The sequence below is a fragment of the Cyanobium sp. Copco_Reservoir_LC18 genome, assembly GCF_009834675.1.
Classification (GTDB): Bacteria; Cyanobacteriota; Cyanobacteriia; order PCC-6307; family Cyanobiaceae; genus Cyanobium; species Cyanobium minutissimum.
Map to the genome: position 1 here is coordinate 1 of NZ_ASAC01000015.1, position 16,277 is coordinate 16,277.

General features: G+C 63.2%; 10 protein-coding genes. 4 read left to right on the top strand and 6 right to left on the bottom strand.

Going from position 1 to position 16,277, the window contains the following annotated elements:
* The 4 genes from L107_RS09130 to mfd all read right to left on the bottom strand — a co-directional run.
* Positions 1-4,914 (bottom strand): ELWxxDGT repeat protein (locus tag L107_RS09130; protein ID WP_201295855.1); only part of this gene is annotated, 4,914 nt, incomplete at its 3' end.
* A 10-nt stretch (positions 4,915-4,924) separates the two neighbouring features.
* Positions 4,925-6,019 (bottom strand): TIGR03032 family protein, encoded by a 1,095-nt coding sequence (locus L107_RS09135; protein WP_159818145.1) that lies wholly within the window; start codon positions 6,017-6,019, stop codon positions 4,925-4,927.
* The gene (locus L107_RS09140; RefSeq protein ID WP_159818147.1) at positions 6,016-6,666 is read right to left on the bottom strand and encodes a hypothetical protein; all 651 of its coding nucleotides are present in this window, start codon (positions 6,664-6,666) and stop codon (positions 6,016-6,018) included. Before L107_RS09140 ends, L107_RS09135 begins: the two co-directional genes overlap by 4 nt.
* A 358-nt stretch (positions 6,667-7,024) precedes the next feature.
* Positions 7,025-10,612 (bottom strand): transcription-repair coupling factor, encoded by a 3,588-nt coding sequence (gene mfd / locus L107_RS09145; protein ID WP_159818149.1) that lies wholly within the window; start codon positions 10,610-10,612, stop codon positions 7,025-7,027.
* A gap of 102 nt (positions 10,613-10,714) precedes the next feature.
* On the opposite strand from mfd, the gene L107_RS09150 reads away from it, so the two are divergent.
* Entirely contained in the window at positions 10,715-11,596 is an 882-nt protein-coding gene (locus L107_RS09150; RefSeq protein ID WP_159818151.1) for a hypothetical protein, read from the top strand.
* Here the strand turns inward: L107_RS09150 and gap are convergent, their stop codons facing one another.
* Both gap and L107_RS09160 read right to left on the bottom strand, forming a co-directional pair.
* A complete protein-coding gene (gene gap, locus L107_RS09155) occupies positions 11,597-12,592 on the bottom strand; it encodes a type I glyceraldehyde-3-phosphate dehydrogenase (protein WP_159818153.1) in 996 nt (331 codons plus the stop codon).
* Positions 12,593-12,775: 183 nt separating this feature from the next.
* A complete protein-coding gene (locus L107_RS09160; protein WP_159818155.1) occupies positions 12,776-13,549 on the bottom strand; it encodes a hypothetical protein in 774 nt (257 codons plus the stop codon).
* A 71-nt stretch (positions 13,550-13,620) separates the two neighbouring features.
* Here L107_RS09160 and L107_RS09165 point away from each other — a divergent pair, with 71 nt between their 5' ends.
* The 3 genes from L107_RS09165 to L107_RS09175 all read left to right on the top strand — a co-directional run bounded on the left by L107_RS09165 (position 13,621) and on the right by L107_RS09175 (position 16,265).
* Positions 13,621-14,424: a TerC family protein gene (locus tag L107_RS09165; RefSeq protein WP_159818157.1), complete on the top strand. Its 804-nt coding sequence runs from the start codon at positions 13,621-13,623 to the stop codon at positions 14,422-14,424.
* A gap of 13 nt (positions 14,425-14,437) precedes the next feature.
* A complete protein-coding gene (locus L107_RS09170) occupies positions 14,438-14,812 on the top strand; it encodes a DUF6464 family protein (protein WP_159818159.1) in 375 nt (124 codons plus the stop codon).
* Positions 14,813-15,002: 190 nt separating this feature from the next.
* Entirely contained in the window at positions 15,003-16,265 is a 1,263-nt protein-coding gene (locus tag L107_RS09175; RefSeq protein ID WP_159818319.1) for a DEAD/DEAH box helicase, read from the top strand.
* The last annotated feature ends 12 nt before the right edge of the window (positions 16,266-16,277 follow it).

Genomic DNA, 16,277 nt, shown 5'->3' on the forward strand with positions numbered 1-16,277 from the left:
GCTGCCCAGGTTCACACCATTGATCGTGCGCGCTCCTGCCGTATAGAGCAGGCCGGTGCTGCCATCACCATCGAGATCCGCGTTCAGGCTTGTCTCTGCCTGCAGGAACTGATTCGGGCTGAGCACGCCACCGCCGACAAACGCCCCGGTGCTGTCCAGGTTCCAGCGGGCCAGCTGACCCGATACCGAATTGCGCCAGTACAGGTCATAACCGCCTGCAGTGGCCGCCGCAGCCAGCGGTGTCCAGCCGGCGCCTGGGTTGCTGGCCGACGTGAACTGACCAGAGATCGACACCTGGATCGGTGCACCAGAGCCCTGCCGGATGGCAAAGCCGAGCTGGGTGCTGCCGAGGTTCACACCGTTGATCGTGCGCGCTCCTGCCGTATAGAGCAGCCCGGTGCTGCCATCACCATCGAGATCCGCGTTCAGGCTTGTCTCCGCCTGCAGGAACTGATTCAGCGTGAGGGCCTCTCCACCGATAAAGGCGCCGCTGCTGTTCAGGTTCCAGCGGGCATACTGCCCTGATACCGAATTTCTCCAGTACAGGTCATAACCGCCTGCAGTGGCCGCCGCAGCCAGCGGTGTCCAGCCGGCTCCTGGGTTGCTCGCCGATGCCAGCTGACCGGAGATCGACACCTGGATCGGTGCACCAGAGCCCTGCCGGATGGCAAAACCGAGCTGGGTGCTGCCCAGATTCACGCCGTTGATCGTGCGTGCTCCGGGGGTGAAGTCAGAGTCGATGATCGACCCCACAACAGCCCTTGGTGTCCCGACGGTATAACCAGTGCCTCCGGAAAGGGATATCTGAATGGTTTCATCGGCTTCGATTAGAGCATCGGCAGTAGGCTCAATAGTGAAGGTTGCGGTAGCAGAGCCAGCAGCAAAGGTAACTGTCTTGAAATTTCCTGCCAAGGGGATGCCTGTATAATCTGACCCTAACGAAGCTGTACCGCTGACGGTGTAATTAACGTCCAATGCAGATGTGACAAGGCCTGTTCGACTGAATGTAAACTCCAAACCGTCGCCTGTATCCTCTGGGGCCGAAGAGGTCGAAAGCGCGAGAGTAATAACAGGCTCTTCTGCTGCGTAAACAATCTTGGTTGAGCCATTGACAGCAGAAAAGCCAAAAGTGGATGGGTCGTAGGCACCCTGTAGCACGATGTCTATCGATGACCCATTTTGTGACCCAGATTCGGTATTAGTCGGAGGCAGCTGAAATGTCAGGCGAACAGAGTTGCCTAGGAGCGTAGCCGAGAAGTTTCCAGGCAGAATCTCTACGTTCTTGAGTAAGATGATGTCGTTCTGATCAAATCCGAGGACCCTGTCATTACTGAGCTGATCAGGTGTACCCAAGATGACGTTGGCACCGCCCGCAGTGATGTCATAGATATCACCAGCCGTGCTTCCGCGATAAGTACGCCCGACGCCATCGCCAATAAATTGGCTAGCGACAGCATCACCTGTAGATTGGACGATCTGGGAATCCAAACCAGTCAGCAACGAGAACGTTGTACTCGTTGAAGATCCAGCGCGATCCTCAGCGGTAACCCTGATTGTCAATCTGTCGAGATCGGTGGGATCAGGAATGCCAGAGAAACTCAGTCGTTTATAATCAAAGACCAGCCAGCCTGGCAATGGAGTGCCATCAGCCAGAGTGGCAGAAAGTTTCAAGAAATCACTATTGCTGATGTCAGGATCGACAAATGTCCCTTGGGGTACAGCGAAGAAAAAAGGTTGGCCAATTGTGGCCTGCTGATCAGGAATAGGAGAACCTACACTAGGCGTCGTGTTGGGGATGACTGTAATCGTGATACGGTCATCGAGGAGAAGTTCGACATTCTGTGGATCAAACAGTCGAATCGCTAGAGTCTTCCTTTGTTGTGGCTGATCGCCAGGGAGAAGATCTATGCTGATAAACTTCTCGACCTCTCCAGGAGCGAAGTTCAAAACGCCACTGGAAGCCACATAATCTTGTCCAGACAACGCGGAGCCATCAACCGTCTCGTAGCGAAGCTGTATGCTCGTCGTGTTGGCTCGAGACAGTGATATCGGAACTGAGATCGTTCGGGTAGATGGCGACGCAGCTGCTCCAAATGACATGATGGAGTTATCAGACTCATCCGTAGCTGTCGGGGTTGTGGCCTCCATGCCCATCACCCTGAATGGCTGCAATTGAGGCGAAGTGTCTTGAAGGAAGAAGTTAATCGTATTGCGTCCAACAAAGATCACCGCATCAAGCGCGAGCGACTGAAGCCGATTGGTCAGCCGATCCCAGATCTCATCTGTGTAGTTGGTAGTAGCGTCCCAGGTTGATGCTGTCCAGTTGCTGGCTTGCTGCCATGCCTGTTTTCTCCACGATCCGACCGCAGCCCAAGCACCTGCACCCCAACTCTGAAGTGCTTCTAATGCCGCTGGGCCGCCAGTTTGGACTGCGTAAATAGCCGCCTGAACCGCTTCCGACCGATAGGCTTCATCTTGCTTTGCATAGGATAGCGCCTCCTTAAAGAGCGACACAAACGTGTCCGAAGTAATTCCAAGACTTGAACCTGAAAGGAGATTCCGCCTCCAAGTCTCCAGCCCGGATCGAGTGCCAATAGAAGCAGCGAAGTTGATGATCGCTTTACCAACAAAAGCAGCTACTGGAGCTCCTGGACCAAGAAGCCCAGCAGCTTTAACAGCTAGGACTCCAATCGAGGCGGCAGTTAGCCGGAATTGCCAGTGGTCTGAGTCATTACTGTAGCCAAATGAGGGTGAGATCAGATCGTCGAATGAACGAAGCTTCGGCTGTTCAATCGTAGGATTGAAAAGTCCGGAAACAGGCAACCTCTTCGCTAAAACGGGATTCAGATGGACTCCCAAGACGTTGATATTCGATACATAGTCTGAAATATAGAAATCACCTGGAATGTAGTCATCTCCAGCCAGGCTGACTAGGTCAGCTGATGTGACATAGTGAGTGACAGCGCCTGTCTTATCACTTGAGAACGTGCTACTGCCGTATGGATTGATGCTGCCAAGTGGACGTACAGCCTTTTCAATTCCCGTTGAGTTGAATGTGACGACCTCGGACAAGCGTCCAGACAGGCTGGCGGTGTAGTCAGCAGCAAACCATTGTGCTAAGGAACCACCGAGACTGTGACCTGTAATATAGGGATCGAAAACTACATCGACGGTGCCAAGCCAATCGTTGATTTCATCACGGATGGAAAGAAACTGGTCGAAGCCAACACCTGAAGGATTAGCGTCCGAAAGAACGTCCAGAAGGTCGCCAGTTCCACGCAAAACCAGTATTGGTGGTGCGTCATCGGCGACTAGCCCAATACCAAAGAAGCCCAGACTTTCGCTTCCAAATCTTTTTGAGAGTTTATAGTTATAGCGGTTAGGATTATACGGTGAATTCAGAATCTGACTTTCCCAGTTTTGTGGTGTCTCATTCCAGCTCTGGTAAACCAGATCCTTGGCCAGCACTTCCAAGAATGCATGATCAATTCTCGGACTACTTGGAGTTGGGGGCCTAACAATCGCCAAGGGGGGGCTTTCGAGGTTAAGCACCCATAACTGTCGTCCAATACCACCAGGGCTCTTGGCAGAGAAGTACAGATTGTTTCCAACAACCTTCAGGTCTCGCGGATCTGAGCCTTCAACACCAGGCAAGATGTCAGCGACTAAAACAGTACCAGAAGGTGTTCCGTCACTTTTCCAAAGCTCTCTGCCCGATACACTACTGCCAATTGCGGTAAAGAAGATTGAATTTCCAGCAGCCGTAAGGTAGCGAGGATCTGAACCATAGAAGTTAGCAACTGTGGAACCAACTCGTGACACCAACACTGTCCCAGCGCTAGAACCGTCCGACTTCCATATTGCAGTCCCGAGCAGATCAGAGGCGGTGAAATAGAGGGAGTTCCCAACAACAGTAAGATTAGATGGAAACGAACTATTGGTTCCTGGATATATATCGGCAACACGTATTGTCCCCGATTGTGTGCCGTCAGATTTCCAGAGTTCATAGCCTGTGAATCCGTCAGTGGCGGTGAAGTAAATCGTACTTCCGATAACAGGAAACCCATAGGCTACTGAAGTCAGTCCAGCAACAGAGCTTGCAATACCGGGGTTAATATCGGCGACGCGAGTTGTTCCTGCCTGTGTGCCGTCGGACTTCCAGACTTCAAAACCTGATACTCCATCTTCAGCGGTAAAGAAAAGTGTGTCTCCGACTGCTGTTAGACGCCTTGGATCTGAACTCTGGTCCGTTCGACTTCCAGGTTTAATATCGGCCAAGCGGAAGGTTCCAGAGTCCGTTCCGTCAGATCTCCAGAGTTCAACATTAACGTAATTACCAAAGAGAAAGTCAACACCTGCAAAGAACAAGGTGTCGCCAACGGCCGTTAGTCCACGAGGAGCTATTCGATTAAACTCTGCTTTTACGGGCATGGTGCCTTCGGCACTGCCATCCGACACCCAGAGACTGCTGCCAGCGAAATATCCTGCCTGGAAGAATACCTTTAGGCCAAGTGATGTTATGTAACTGGGTTGCAGCCCGTAGCTAGCAAACCCATTAAACCCAAAGGTGAGATCTGTAACTCGAACAGTTCCAGTGATTGTGCCATCAGTCTTCCAGAGTTGACCATTATCTGAACGAGAGGACTCAAGGTCATCGGCATAGAAGAAGACCGAGTTCCCGTTTGATGCAAATCCAGACGCATTAGAGCTGCCGATTCCGGGCAGAATATCTGCAACGCGAAATGTACCGGAGCTTGTTCCGTCGGATCGCCAAAGTTCTTGTCCGCTGATCCCATCATCTGCGATGAAAAGAAGATTATTCCCGATTGCTGTGAATTGCCCTTGTGATCCACTTCCTGAACGAGAAGCAGGTATGCCAGGAGTAATGGCGGTAAGCGAGCGAGGTGTGGACATGGAGGAATGATTAGATTGTGAGCACTGGCGGTACTACCCAGATGGTCTGGCTGGCGTCAGATCGTGTGTCCGGGCCGATGAGAGCGGGATTTTTCCAGCCTGGTAAGACCAGCACCGAAAAAATTTCTTCAATGCCAGAGTGAAACCAAAACATGCCATCGACAGATCCACTTCTCAGATTAACGACTGCCAAGCCACACCGCAGATTCTCAGAGTTGATCTGCTGGAGAGGCAAATCTCCAAATACGGCAGTCTCTCTGACTTGAGACAGACCTACAAAGGCATAGCCTTCATAAAAGTCGAGTCCACGTGTGAAGCCTGGAAGGGTGGTGACTGTTGATGATGCTCCGCTTTGTTGATCGATATTAACTAGGTTGCCCTTTCCTGAATCAAGCAAATAGAGACTTCCTTTGTAATCTCTTGGTGAATGAGGCATCGACAGCCCCCGAGTTACAATCTCACCTGAAGACACATGAATGAGGCAACCACCTGTTGCCTTGGATTCTCGCCAGCCGTTCACTGCATCAGTTTCACCCAATGCAGTGACCCAAGTGGGAGATGAGCTGCCTTCTGAAAATGACATACCGTTCAAGTGACAGCGGTCGCCAGGTGCCCAAGCTGAGATGAAAGGAGGTTTCCACTGCGGAACAAAACTCCAATTATCCTCAATCGTTACCAGACCATTAAACAAGGTGTTGACCAGCCAGATTCGCTCTCCAGCCCAGCCGAGATCATGACCCATCACTACCCCTGTGTAGTGAGCTTGGCGTGCAAGAAACGCAATATCCCGCGTGTCTGCTGGTTCAATACGTGGGGCAATCGCACGGTTAGCTGGAAGGGTCCAGATGGCATCTCGACTACCTACGGCAATGCCAGAAGGTGTGCGGCAGAGCCCCATCGCTTGATCGAAATGCGACAAACCAACCTGCAGCTTGCATTGATGACTACCAATGGAGACGACTTGCCCAGCTTGATAAGTAGAGAGCAGAACGGAGATCTGAAGATCCTCAAGCATTTGTGGCAGATTGATGCTGTACTCAAATGAAACGGCAACGCTTAAGCGTTCTTGAGCTGTTGCAGTACTTGAACCCAGCATGGCTCTCATGTGGCCGTTAACAAGGAATATGTGACGCCATTTGAAGGCCTATAGCTCTGGCCACCTTGGGGGAGAACAGAAGAGTTGTAGTTTTGGGATGCAAGAAAGAGTCTGGCAGATCCATTCTTCGATGGCCCTTTGCTTGCTCTTCCATTGTATTCATGATGCAGCAGACTAACGATTAAACAATAGACTCCCCGCGCCGCGCTCCTTTGGTCCTTGCGGCCTTTGCTGATGGTGTGCTTTCGACACCTCTGGAGACTGATTGTGCTTATCAACTTTGCCCAAAACACCATTTTCAGAAGCTGCCAAGCAGGAAATACGTTCTCGAAATGGATCGAAGAGGAGAGCATAAGTCGATCCACGTCAATGAACTTAGGATTGAAATTCTGTGGCGCTATGGACCACTCCTTGTCGACACGGCTTAGACTATCAAGACGAATCAATCGCCCTTGATGATGGCTGATGACATCGTGAAGAATGGCCAACGGCAGCAGAGGTAATCCATCCTGAAGCCTGTGGTGGCAAAAGGCATGAGTGTCACCCTTTTTCAGGTTGGCCTTGGAGGCCACTGGCCACACTGACTTCTCCAGCTTCTTAAATAACCAGAACGTCAAAGAATCACCCATCGTCCACTGGCCATCCAGCAGTTCCATCTCATGGGGTCCTTCAAGCAAGGGCATAGCTTTGCAAACCGTGGTAAGTTACACGCCATCGGCAGACCTTTCTTGCAATCGCGTTGTCAAAGCTGCCAGCAGTTGACCAATTTCAAATCTGAGGGCTGACATCGATAGGTGGTGCTATGTCTTCAGATCCCTGGAGAAAGCCAGACTACTTGGCATTCAAAACCTTAACGATGCCTGAGGGGAGTCGACTGGCTCTTTGTTACAAGCTGTCGCAATGCCCCGAAACTGTATCCAATTTGACGGAGCACGTGTATCTGCCGCTACACCTAAGTCTGCAAATCCCCGTTGTGCCGCGGTCAGCGAAGGACGCTTCCGATTCCCAGTGCTTTCACACCACCAGCACCGCCGCGTTCTTCGCTGCCTGCTCGTCAGCCCGCTGCTCCTCGGTGCGCCCGTCCGCTTCGGGGATCTGGCCAACCATGGCGGTGAGCCAGGCCATCAGCTGCTCCACCTGCTGGGCGGGGGAGAGGGCCCCCAGTCCCCGGGCCAGCACCTTGGCGGTGCTGCCGGCGCCCCCCTGATACACCAGCCGGCCGTGCAGGTGCTGGGGCAGGGCCTGGCGCAGGCGGCGGAAGGCGGGCTCCTCCATCGGCGTCTCCAGGGCGATGTTGGGTTTCTCCGGCTTGATGCGGGAGAAGCCGCAGCGGCGGGCCAGCAGCTTGAGTTCCATCAGCTGCAGCAGGCTCTGCACCGGCGCCGGAATCGGGCCGTAGCGGTCGGCCCAGCCGGCGGCCAGCTCCACCAGGGCCGCCTTGCCGCCGCACTCGGCGGCGGCGCGATACGCCGCCATCTTCTCGTCGGCTTCGGTGATCCAGTCGGCCGGGATGAAGGCCGTCACCGGCAGGTCGATCTGGGTCTCGTCCACCGCCGGGATGTCCTGGCCCTGGATCTCGGCCAGGCAGTCCTGCAGCATCTCCATGTAGAGATCGAAGCCGATCGCCTCCATCTGGCCGCTCTGCTCCACCCCCAGCAGGTTGCCCACCCCACGGATCTCCATGTCGCGCATGGCCAGCTGGTAGCCCGAGCCCAGCTGGGCGAACTCCTGGATCGCCCGCAGCCGCTGGCGGGCCGCGTCACTGAGGGAGGCATCGCCCGGATAGAACAGCCAGGCGTGGGCCTGGATGCCGCTGCGGCCCACCCGGCCCCGCAGCTGGTACAGCTGGGCCAGACCGAACCTGTGGGCATCCTCCACCAGGATCGTGTTCACCCGGGGGATGTCGAGGCCCGATTCGATGATCGTGGTGCAGAGCATCACGTCGGCCTCGCCGGCGTTGAAGGCCACCATGGCGCTCTCCAGCTCCCCCTCCGGCATCTGGCCGTGGGCCACCTGCAGCCGCAGGCCCGGCAGCATCGCCCGCAGCTGGCCGGCCACCTCCTCGATGCCCTCCACCCGCGGCACCACGTAGAACACCTGGCCGCCGCGGTCGAGCTCCTGGCGGATGGCGCTGCGCACCGCCTCCTCGTCGAGGCTGGCCAGGTGGGTCTTGATCGGGCGGCGCAGCGGCGGCGGCGTGGTGATCAGGCTCATCTCCCTTACCCCGGAGAGGCTCATGTAAAGGGTGCGCGGGATCGGCGTGGCGGAGAGCGTCAGCACGTCGACGTCCTTGCGCAGCGCCTTGATCTTCTCCTTCTGGTTCACACCGAAGCGCTGCTCCTCATCCACCACCAGCAGGCCCAGCTGGCGGAAGGTGGTGCCCTTGCCCAGCAGCTGGTGGGTGCCCACCACCACATCGGTGTTGCCCTTGGCCAGATCCTCCAGGATCGTCTTGCGCTCGGCGGCTGTGCGGAAGCGGTTGAGCAGGGCCACCTTGAGCGGGTAGGGGGCGAAGCGCTCACTCAGGGTGCGCCAGTGCTGCTGGGCCAGCACGGTGGTGGGGGCCAGCAGGGCGCACTGCTTGCCGGCGGTGACCGCCTTGAAGATGGCCCGGATCGCCACCTCCGTCTTGCCGAAACCCACATCGCCGCACACCAGCCGATCCATCGGCTGCTCCCGCTCCATGTCGCGCTTCACCTCCGCGATCGCCTTGAGCTGGTCGGGGGTGGGGTCGTAGGGGAAGGAGTCCTCCAGTTCGCCCTGCCAGGGGCCATCGGGGGGGAAGGCGAAGCCCGGCGCCTGGTGGCGCTCGGCGTAGAGCTTCACCAGGTCCATCGCCACCTTGGCCACCGCCTTGCGGGCCCGCTCCTTGGCCTTGGTCCAGGCCGTGCCGCCCATGCGGTTGAGTTCCGGCGGGCTGTCGCTGCTGGCCCGGTAGCGCCCCAGGCTGCCCAGCTGGTCGGCGGCCACCCGCAGCAACCCGTCGGCGTACTGGACCACCAGGTAGTCGCGGACCTCGCCGCCGATGGCCAGCTTCTCCAGCTTCAGGAAGCGGCCGATGCCGTGGTTGCGATGCACCACGAAGTCGCCGGGGAGCATCTTGTTGGGATCCACCGTGCGGCTGGCCGCCTTGCGGCGCCGGCGCACGTAGCCCCCGGCCGCCAGGCTGTGCTGGCCGAAGATCTCCCGGTCGGTGAACAGCACCAGCCGCCAGGCCGGCAGCTGGAACCCCTCCAGTTCGGCGGTGCCGCGCAGCTTGAGCGCCACCGGGGTGCCCTGCTCCACCAGCCGATCGATGGCCGGAAAGTCGCGGGCGTTGGGCACGAAGCGGGTGACGCAGTCGTGCTCCTCCAGCAGGGCCACGGCCCGTGACGGCTGGGCGGAGACGATCCAGGGCCGGACCTTGTCCCGCAGATGCCCCTTGATCTGCTCCGCCAGGCGCCCGAACTGGTTGGGATGGGCCGGCACCGGCCGGCTGGCCAGATCGAGCACGTTCGGGTGGCGGTCGCTCTCGTGCAGCTCCGCCAGATCGAAGCCCGTGAAGGCCTCCGCCTCCGCCAGGGCCGCCGCGATCGGCCGGTGCAGCAGACCCGGCAGCGGCAGGGGCGGCTCGCCTTCGGCGGCCTTCACCACCTCGCCGTGGTGCTCGGCGGCATGGTCGAACCACTGCTGGCCGTGGGCCAGGCACTGGCGCCGCTCATCGATCGCCACCAGGGTGCCGGCGGGCAGGTAGTCGAGCAGGGAGGCCGGTGTCTCCCAGGCCAGACCCATCAGCCGCCGCATCCCCTCCGGCGTGCCCCCCTCCAGCAGCTGGTCGAGGGCGGCGGGGTCCAGGAGCCGCTCCAGCCCGTCCGGCATCCGCTCCCGCAGGGCCTCGGCGATCAGGGGGGCGTAGCTGGTGGGGGTGAGGCGCACCCGCTCGATCACATCGAGGGAGCGCTGGGTGGCGGGGTCGAACTCCCGCAGCTTCTCCAGGTCTTCACCGAAGAGCTCCAGCCGCACCGGCAGCTCGGCACTGACTGGAAACACATCGACGATGTCGCCCCGCCGGCTCCAGGTGCCCTCCTGCTCGATCGTGGGCACCTTCTCGTAGCCCAGGCCGGCCAGGGTGTGGGCCAGCTGCTCCAGATCCAGCCGGTCGCCCCGGCGCAGGGTGAGGCAGCGGGCCGCCAGCTGGGCCGGCGGCGGCAGGTGGGGCTGCAGGGCCCGCTCGGTGGCCACCACGGCGAAGCGGCCACCGCCGGCACCCGAAGCCCCCTCCGCGTCGCCCACCAGCTCGGCCAGCACCTGCAGCTGGCCCCAGGTGATCTCGCTGGTGGGGTCGAAGGGCTCGTAGGGGGAGCCCTCGCTGGTGGGATAGAGCTGACACAGGGGCCAGCCCATCAGCTCCAGCAGGGAAGCCCAGCGGCCCGCCTCCTCCAGGGTCGGCACGACCACCAGCAGGGGCGCCTCGCTGGAGCCCGCCAGGGCGCTGGCCACCAGGGCCCGGGCCGCCCGACCCGCCCCGCTCAGCCGCAGGCGCTCGGCCCGCCCGCAGCGCGCCTTCACCTCGGCAGTGAGGGGGGCGGCCTGCAGCTGGCGCACGAGGGCGTGGAGGGGCATCGCGTGGATGGGATCAAACCGGTGGCGATCCTCGCAACCACCGCACACCGCCGCGACGTCCCGGCCCCTTTGCGGTCATGCTGGGGGTCGGTCTGCCGAGCGATGGCCCGCTTCCGTTGTCCCACCTGCCGCGGTCGCCCCCTGCGGATGGAGCCTCCCTACACGGGGCTGCCCCGCTGCGGGCGCTGCGGCGACCTGCTGGAGCCGAAGCCCCGCCATGGCCGCGCCTGGGGGCTGGCCGGCGGGGTGGCCGTGCTGGTGCTGGGGGGAGCGGCCCTCTCCGGCCTGCTCGAGCCGATGGGGAGCCTGCCCGAGCAGGCCCCCGCGATCACCACCCGCCTGCTGGAGCGCTTCGATCCGGCCCCCGATCCGAGTCTGCGGCCGATGGCCCTGATCGAGGGGGGCCTGCTGGAGGACCTCAAGGAGGCCGACCGGCAGTGGATCCCCAGGGCCGAACCGCTGGCCGGTGGTGGCATCCGCTTTCTCTACCGCCGCCGGGCCGGGGAACCCGAACTCTCGGTGGATGAGCTGCAGGCCCTGATCGACGCTCCGCCGGACCACGGCGAGAAGCGCCGCGCCATCGCCGATCTGCTCAGCGTGCTCGAGCAGGCCGGGGTCCAGGTGCAGCTGGCGGAACCGAGAAAGACGGGCGCCGCCGGGGAGTGGGACCACGCCGCCCGCACCCTGCGGATCAAGCCCGCCGTGGTCGACAAGGGCACCGTGGATTTCGCCCAGGTGCTGAACCACGAGGCGATCCATGTGGCCCAGAGCTGCGCGGCGGGTGGCCTGCGCTCCGTCCCCCGGACCCTGGGGCTGAGCCAGGAGGTGCCGGCGGAACTGAAGCTCCACCTCGACGATCCCCTCTACGCCGGAGCCTCCGACTGGGAGAAGGCCCTGGAGCGCGAGGCCTATGCCAACCAGCGCCAGATCGAACTGGGCGCCACCCTGGTGCGCAGCCATTGCCGCGTGCGCGCCACGGGCTGATCAGCCGGAGATGTGGGCGATCAGGTCGAGGCACTTGCTGGAGTAGCCCCACTCGTTGTCGTACCAGGACACCACCTTCACGAAGGTGTCGGTGAGGGCGATGCCGGCGGAGGCATCGAAGATCGACGTGCAGGTCTGGCCGAGGAAATCGGTCGAGACCACGGCGTCCTCCGTGTAGCCCAGGATGCCGGCCATCGGGCCGGCGGCGGCTTCCCGCATGGCGGCCTTGATGGCGTCGTAGCTGGCGCCCCGCTCGAGATTCACCGTCAGGTCCACCACCGACACGTTGGGGGTGGGAACCCGGAAGGCCATGCCGGTGAGCTTGCCGCTCAGGGCCGGGATCACCTTGCCCACCGCCTTGGCCGCGCCGGTGGAGGAGGGGATGATGTTCTGGCCGGCGCCACGGCCGCCGCGCCAGTCCTTGACCGACGGCCCGTCGACCGTCTTCTGGGTGGCGGTGGTGGCGTGGACGGTGGTCATCAGACCATCGCGGATGCCGAAGCTGTCGTGCAGCACCTTGGCCATCGGCGCCAGGCAGTTGGTGGTGCAGGAGGCATTGGAGACGATGTCCTGGCCCGCATAGCTGGTGTGGTTCACCCCCATCACGAACATCGGCGTGTCGTCCTTGGAGGGGGCCGACATCACCACCTTGGAGGCCCCCGCCTTGATGTGGGCCCGGGCCCGCTCATCGCTCAGGAACAGGCCGGTGGATTCAAGCACCACGTCGGCACCGACATCACCCCAGCGCAGGGCGGCGGGATCGCGCTCCGAACTGATGCGGATGCGACGGCCGTTCACCACCAGGGCGCCATCGTCGACGGCCACCTCGCCGATGAAGCGGCCATGGGTGGAGTCGTAGCGGAGCATGTAGGCGATGTAATCGACATCGATCAGGTCGTTGATGCCCACCACCTCGATGTCCTCGCGCCCGCAGGCGATGCGGAAGACGAGGCGACCGATGCGTCCGAACCCGTTGATGCCGATCCTGATGGTCACCGGTGAATTCCCGAGGCAAGACAGGGGATTCAGCGTCGCACGCAGCCGGCGGCCATCGGCGGAGCCCCGCAGGCCTTTGTCGCCAGATGAAACGGGCTCGGATCCAGGCGGGCCAGTGGATCTCGACGAGGCGGCCGGCCCCGGGGTGGCATCCCGGCACCCGGCCCGTGCCGCCGATCGGGATCAGCCCCCCTGGCCCGGGGCCAACGGCCCCTCGGCGGTGACCCGCAGCGTCTCCTCCTCCAGCAGCATGTTGAAGCGCAGCAGGTCGGCGTCCTTCAGCTGCTGGCGGCTGCTGACACCCATCTGCTTCTCGAGGAAGCTCCGGCCCATGCTCCCGTCCCAGCCCAGCTGCTGCAGCAGCAGGTTGCACTGCTCGAGCAGGTCGGCCCGCCGCAGCGGGACCGCCGCCGTGGCGGGGTCGCAGCCGGGCTCAAGGGTTTCGATCGCCTGCAGGTAGGCGATCAGGTCGGCGTAGACGGTGATCCGGTCGCGGCTGGGGTGGCCGAAGCAGCGCTGCAGATAGGCGGCCTCCCGGTCCCGGTCCCAGCCGAGACGGCGCAGCTGCAGATCCAGATGGGTGAGTTCGGCACTCCAGTCCTGGGGGTCCTCGGCGGGACTCGGGGGGGCGGGCACGGGCGCCGCTGCCGCGGGCACCGGCGGCGCGGGCGCCGGTGGCGCGGGCGCCGAAGGGGGAGCCGGCGTGTCCGGCGCCGCGGGTGGGGTCGGGGCGGCGGGAGCCCGGACCGCTGCGGCAGGGGCCCGGCCGACGGCTTCAGGGGCTGGGCCGGGGCCCTGGAGATGGGCCAGGAGGCGGGCCCTGGCGCGGTCTTCGGCTTCTTCGGCATCGCCGGCCTCCCCCAGGGCGCTGCCCAGGAAGCGCTCCCCGTCACGGGCCGAGACCAGCACGACGCGGCGGCCGCCGTCGCAGTGCAGCAGTCGGACCTGGACGTGCATGGGGGCGGAGGGCACCGATGGTCTTTCTAGAGTGCTTCTTTGCAGCCTCCACGGCCGAGCGAACGCCAGGAATGGAAGTGGAATCGGTGGAGAGCCTCACGCCCCTGCTGCAGCCCCTGCTGCAGGAGGCGGACCAGTGGGGCGAGGTGCTGCTGCTGCTGCTCCTGCTGGTGGGGCTGGAGGCGGTGCTCTCCGCCGACAACGCCATCGCCCTGGCCGCCATCTCCCGGAGGCTGCATGATCCGGCGCGGCAGCGCATGGCCCTGAACCTGGGCCTGGTGCTGGCCCTGGTCTTCCGGCTGGCCCTGATCGCCCTGGCCAGCCAGGTGCTGGCCTTCTGGCCCCTGCAGCTGGTGGCCTCGGCCTACCTGCTCTGGCTCTGCGGCCGCCACCTGCTCGGCAAGGACGACGGCGCCGACGAGGACGGGGCCGACCAGGACCCGGCGGCAGCCGATGCCGCCGCCCCCGGTTCCCATCCCGGCCAGGGCCACCCCCACCACGGCGCCACCCTGGGCTCCATCGTGGCCACTCTGGCCCTCACCGACCTGGCCTTCTCCCTCGACAGCGTCTCGGCGGCGGTGGCGGTGACCGACCGGGTGCCGCTGGTGATGGCCGGCGGGGTGATCGGCATCCTCGCCCTGCGGCTCACGGCCGAGCTGTTCCTGCGCTGGCTGGAGATCTTCCCGCACCTGGAAACCGCCGGCTACCTGGCCGTGGGCCTGGTGGGCCTGAAACTGCTGCTGCGCCTGGTGCTGCCGGCCGTGGAGGTGCCGGAATGGGCCCTGCTGCTGCTGGTGGCGGGCCTGTTCGCCTGGGGCTTCTCGCTGCGCACGGAGCCGTCGTCCCTGCCCGGGCCGGGCAGCGGCGACGCCTGAGGCCTGCGGAGCGATGCGGATCGAACTGCGCCAGATCGACTCGGACCGGCTGATCACCACGATCGAGATCGACGACCTCGGCAACGTGCCCCACCCGGGTCGCTGGCTGACCGTCGACGCGGGCAGCTTCCTGGTGCTGCAGCGCCGCCACCGCTACCGCCTGCGGCAGGGGCGCTACGAGCTGGCGACGGTGACGCTGCAGGTGAAGCCCCAGCGACGGCCCGCCGATGCCCTCTGGTGGGACGGGCGCTGGGTGATCGGTGACCCCCACTGCCGCTTCAACGCCCGCAGCCCCCTGCTGCGCTGTGCGGTGCTGCCGGAGGGCCCCTGCGAGCGCTGCACTCACCGCACGCCCCGCGGAGGCGATGGCGCCGCCGGCCGGTCCTAGGCTGGGGGCCACTCCGTGTTCGCGCCCGATCACCGCCCCTATCTCCAGGCCCCAGGCCCAGGTCACCCGGAGCCGCCGCAGCGGCAACGGCTCCTCCCCCACCTCCGCTCCGGTGGCCAACCCAGACGCTGCTTCGGTGGCCGCCGATCCCCTCACCCCCAGCCACACCGCCACGGGTCTGAACCCACCGGTGGCGGGGCTGGCGACCGATTTCGCCGTGCTGGGCCTGTCGGAGCCGATCCTCAAGGCCGTGGCCGCCAAGGGCTACAGCAGCCCCTCCCCGATTCAGCGGCAGTGCATTCCCGCCGTGCTCGCCGGGCACGATGTGATGGCGGCGGCCCAGACGGGCACCGGCAAGACGGCCGGGTTCACCCTGCCGATGCTGGAGCGGCTGCGCCACGGCCCCCACGCCCGCTCGGGTGTGGTGCGCGCCCTGGTGCTGACACCCACCCGTGAACTGGCGGCCCAGGTGGCGGACAGCGTCACCGCCTACGGCCGCTACCTGGATCTGCGCTCCGACGTCGTCTTCGGCGGGGTGAGCGCCAACCCCCAGATGCAGCGGCTGCGCCGCGGGGCCGACGTGCTGGTGGCCACCCCCGGCCGGCTGATGGACCTGCACCAGCAGAACGCCCTGCGGCTCGACCGGGTCGAGATCCTGGTGCTCGACGAGGCCGACCGGATGCTCGACATGGGCTTCATCCGCGACATCCGCCGGATCCTCTCCCTGCTGCCGCCCAAGCGCCAGAACCTGCTGTTCTCGGCCACCTTCTCCACCGAGATCCGGCGGCTGGCCACCGGCCTGCTGCACAACCCCGTCCAGCTCCAGGCCACCCCCGAGAACCAGGCCGCCCCCCTGGTGGAGCAGGTGATCCACCCCTGCGACATGGACCGCAAGGGGGATCTGCTCAGCCATCTGATCCGCAGCAACGACTGGCGCCAGGTGCTGGTCTTCTCCCGCACCAAGCACGGCGCCAACCGGCTCGCGGAGCGGCTCGAGAAGGAGGGGCTGGGGGCGGCGGCGATCCACGGCAACAAGAGCCAGGGGGCCCGCACCCGGGCGCTGGCGGAGTTCAAGAGCGGCGCGGTGCGGGTGCTGGTGGCCACCGACATCGCCGCCCGCGGCATCGACATCCACCAGCTGCCCCATGTGGTGAACCTCGACCTGCCCAACGTGGCCGAGGACTATGTGCACCGCATCGGCCGCACCGGCCGGGCGGGCCAGAACGGCCATGCCATCTCCCTGGTGGCGGCCGAAGAGCATGAGCTGCTGCGGGCCATCGAACGCCTGGTCGGCTCCCCCCTGCCCCGCCAGGAGGTGGCGGGCTTCGAGCCCACCGTGCTCTCCGCGCCGCCCCTGGATCTCAGTGGCGGCCGGGGCCGCCGCAGCCAGGGCCCCCGCCACGGGCAAGGACAGGGCCACGAGCGCGGCCGGCGCCGCGCCGGATCCCGCTGAGCCAGGGCCCAG

Coding starts and splice junctions, on each gene's coding strand:
- L107_RS09135 (WP_159818145.1), bottom strand. CDS start 6,019: ATGAGAGCCATGCTGGGTTCAAGTACTGCAACAGCTCAAGAACGCTTA.
- L107_RS09165 (WP_159818157.1), top strand. CDS start 13,621: ATGGAAGTGGAATCGGTGGAGAGCCTCACGCCCCTGCTGCAGCCCCTG.
- L107_RS09150 (WP_159818151.1), top strand. CDS start 10,715: ATGGCCCGCTTCCGTTGTCCCACCTGCCGCGGTCGCCCCCTGCGGATG.
- mfd (WP_159818149.1), bottom strand. CDS start 10,612: ATGCCCCTCCACGCCCTCGTGCGCCAGCTGCAGGCCGCCCCCCTCACT.
- L107_RS09160 (WP_159818155.1), bottom strand. CDS start 13,549: ATGCACGTCCAGGTCCGACTGCTGCACTGCGACGGCGGCCGCCGCGTC.
- L107_RS09170 (WP_159818159.1), top strand. CDS start 14,438: ATGCGGATCGAACTGCGCCAGATCGACTCGGACCGGCTGATCACCACG.
- L107_RS09140 (WP_159818147.1), bottom strand. CDS start 6,666: ATGGAACTGCTGGATGGCCAGTGGACGATGGGTGATTCTTTGACGTTC.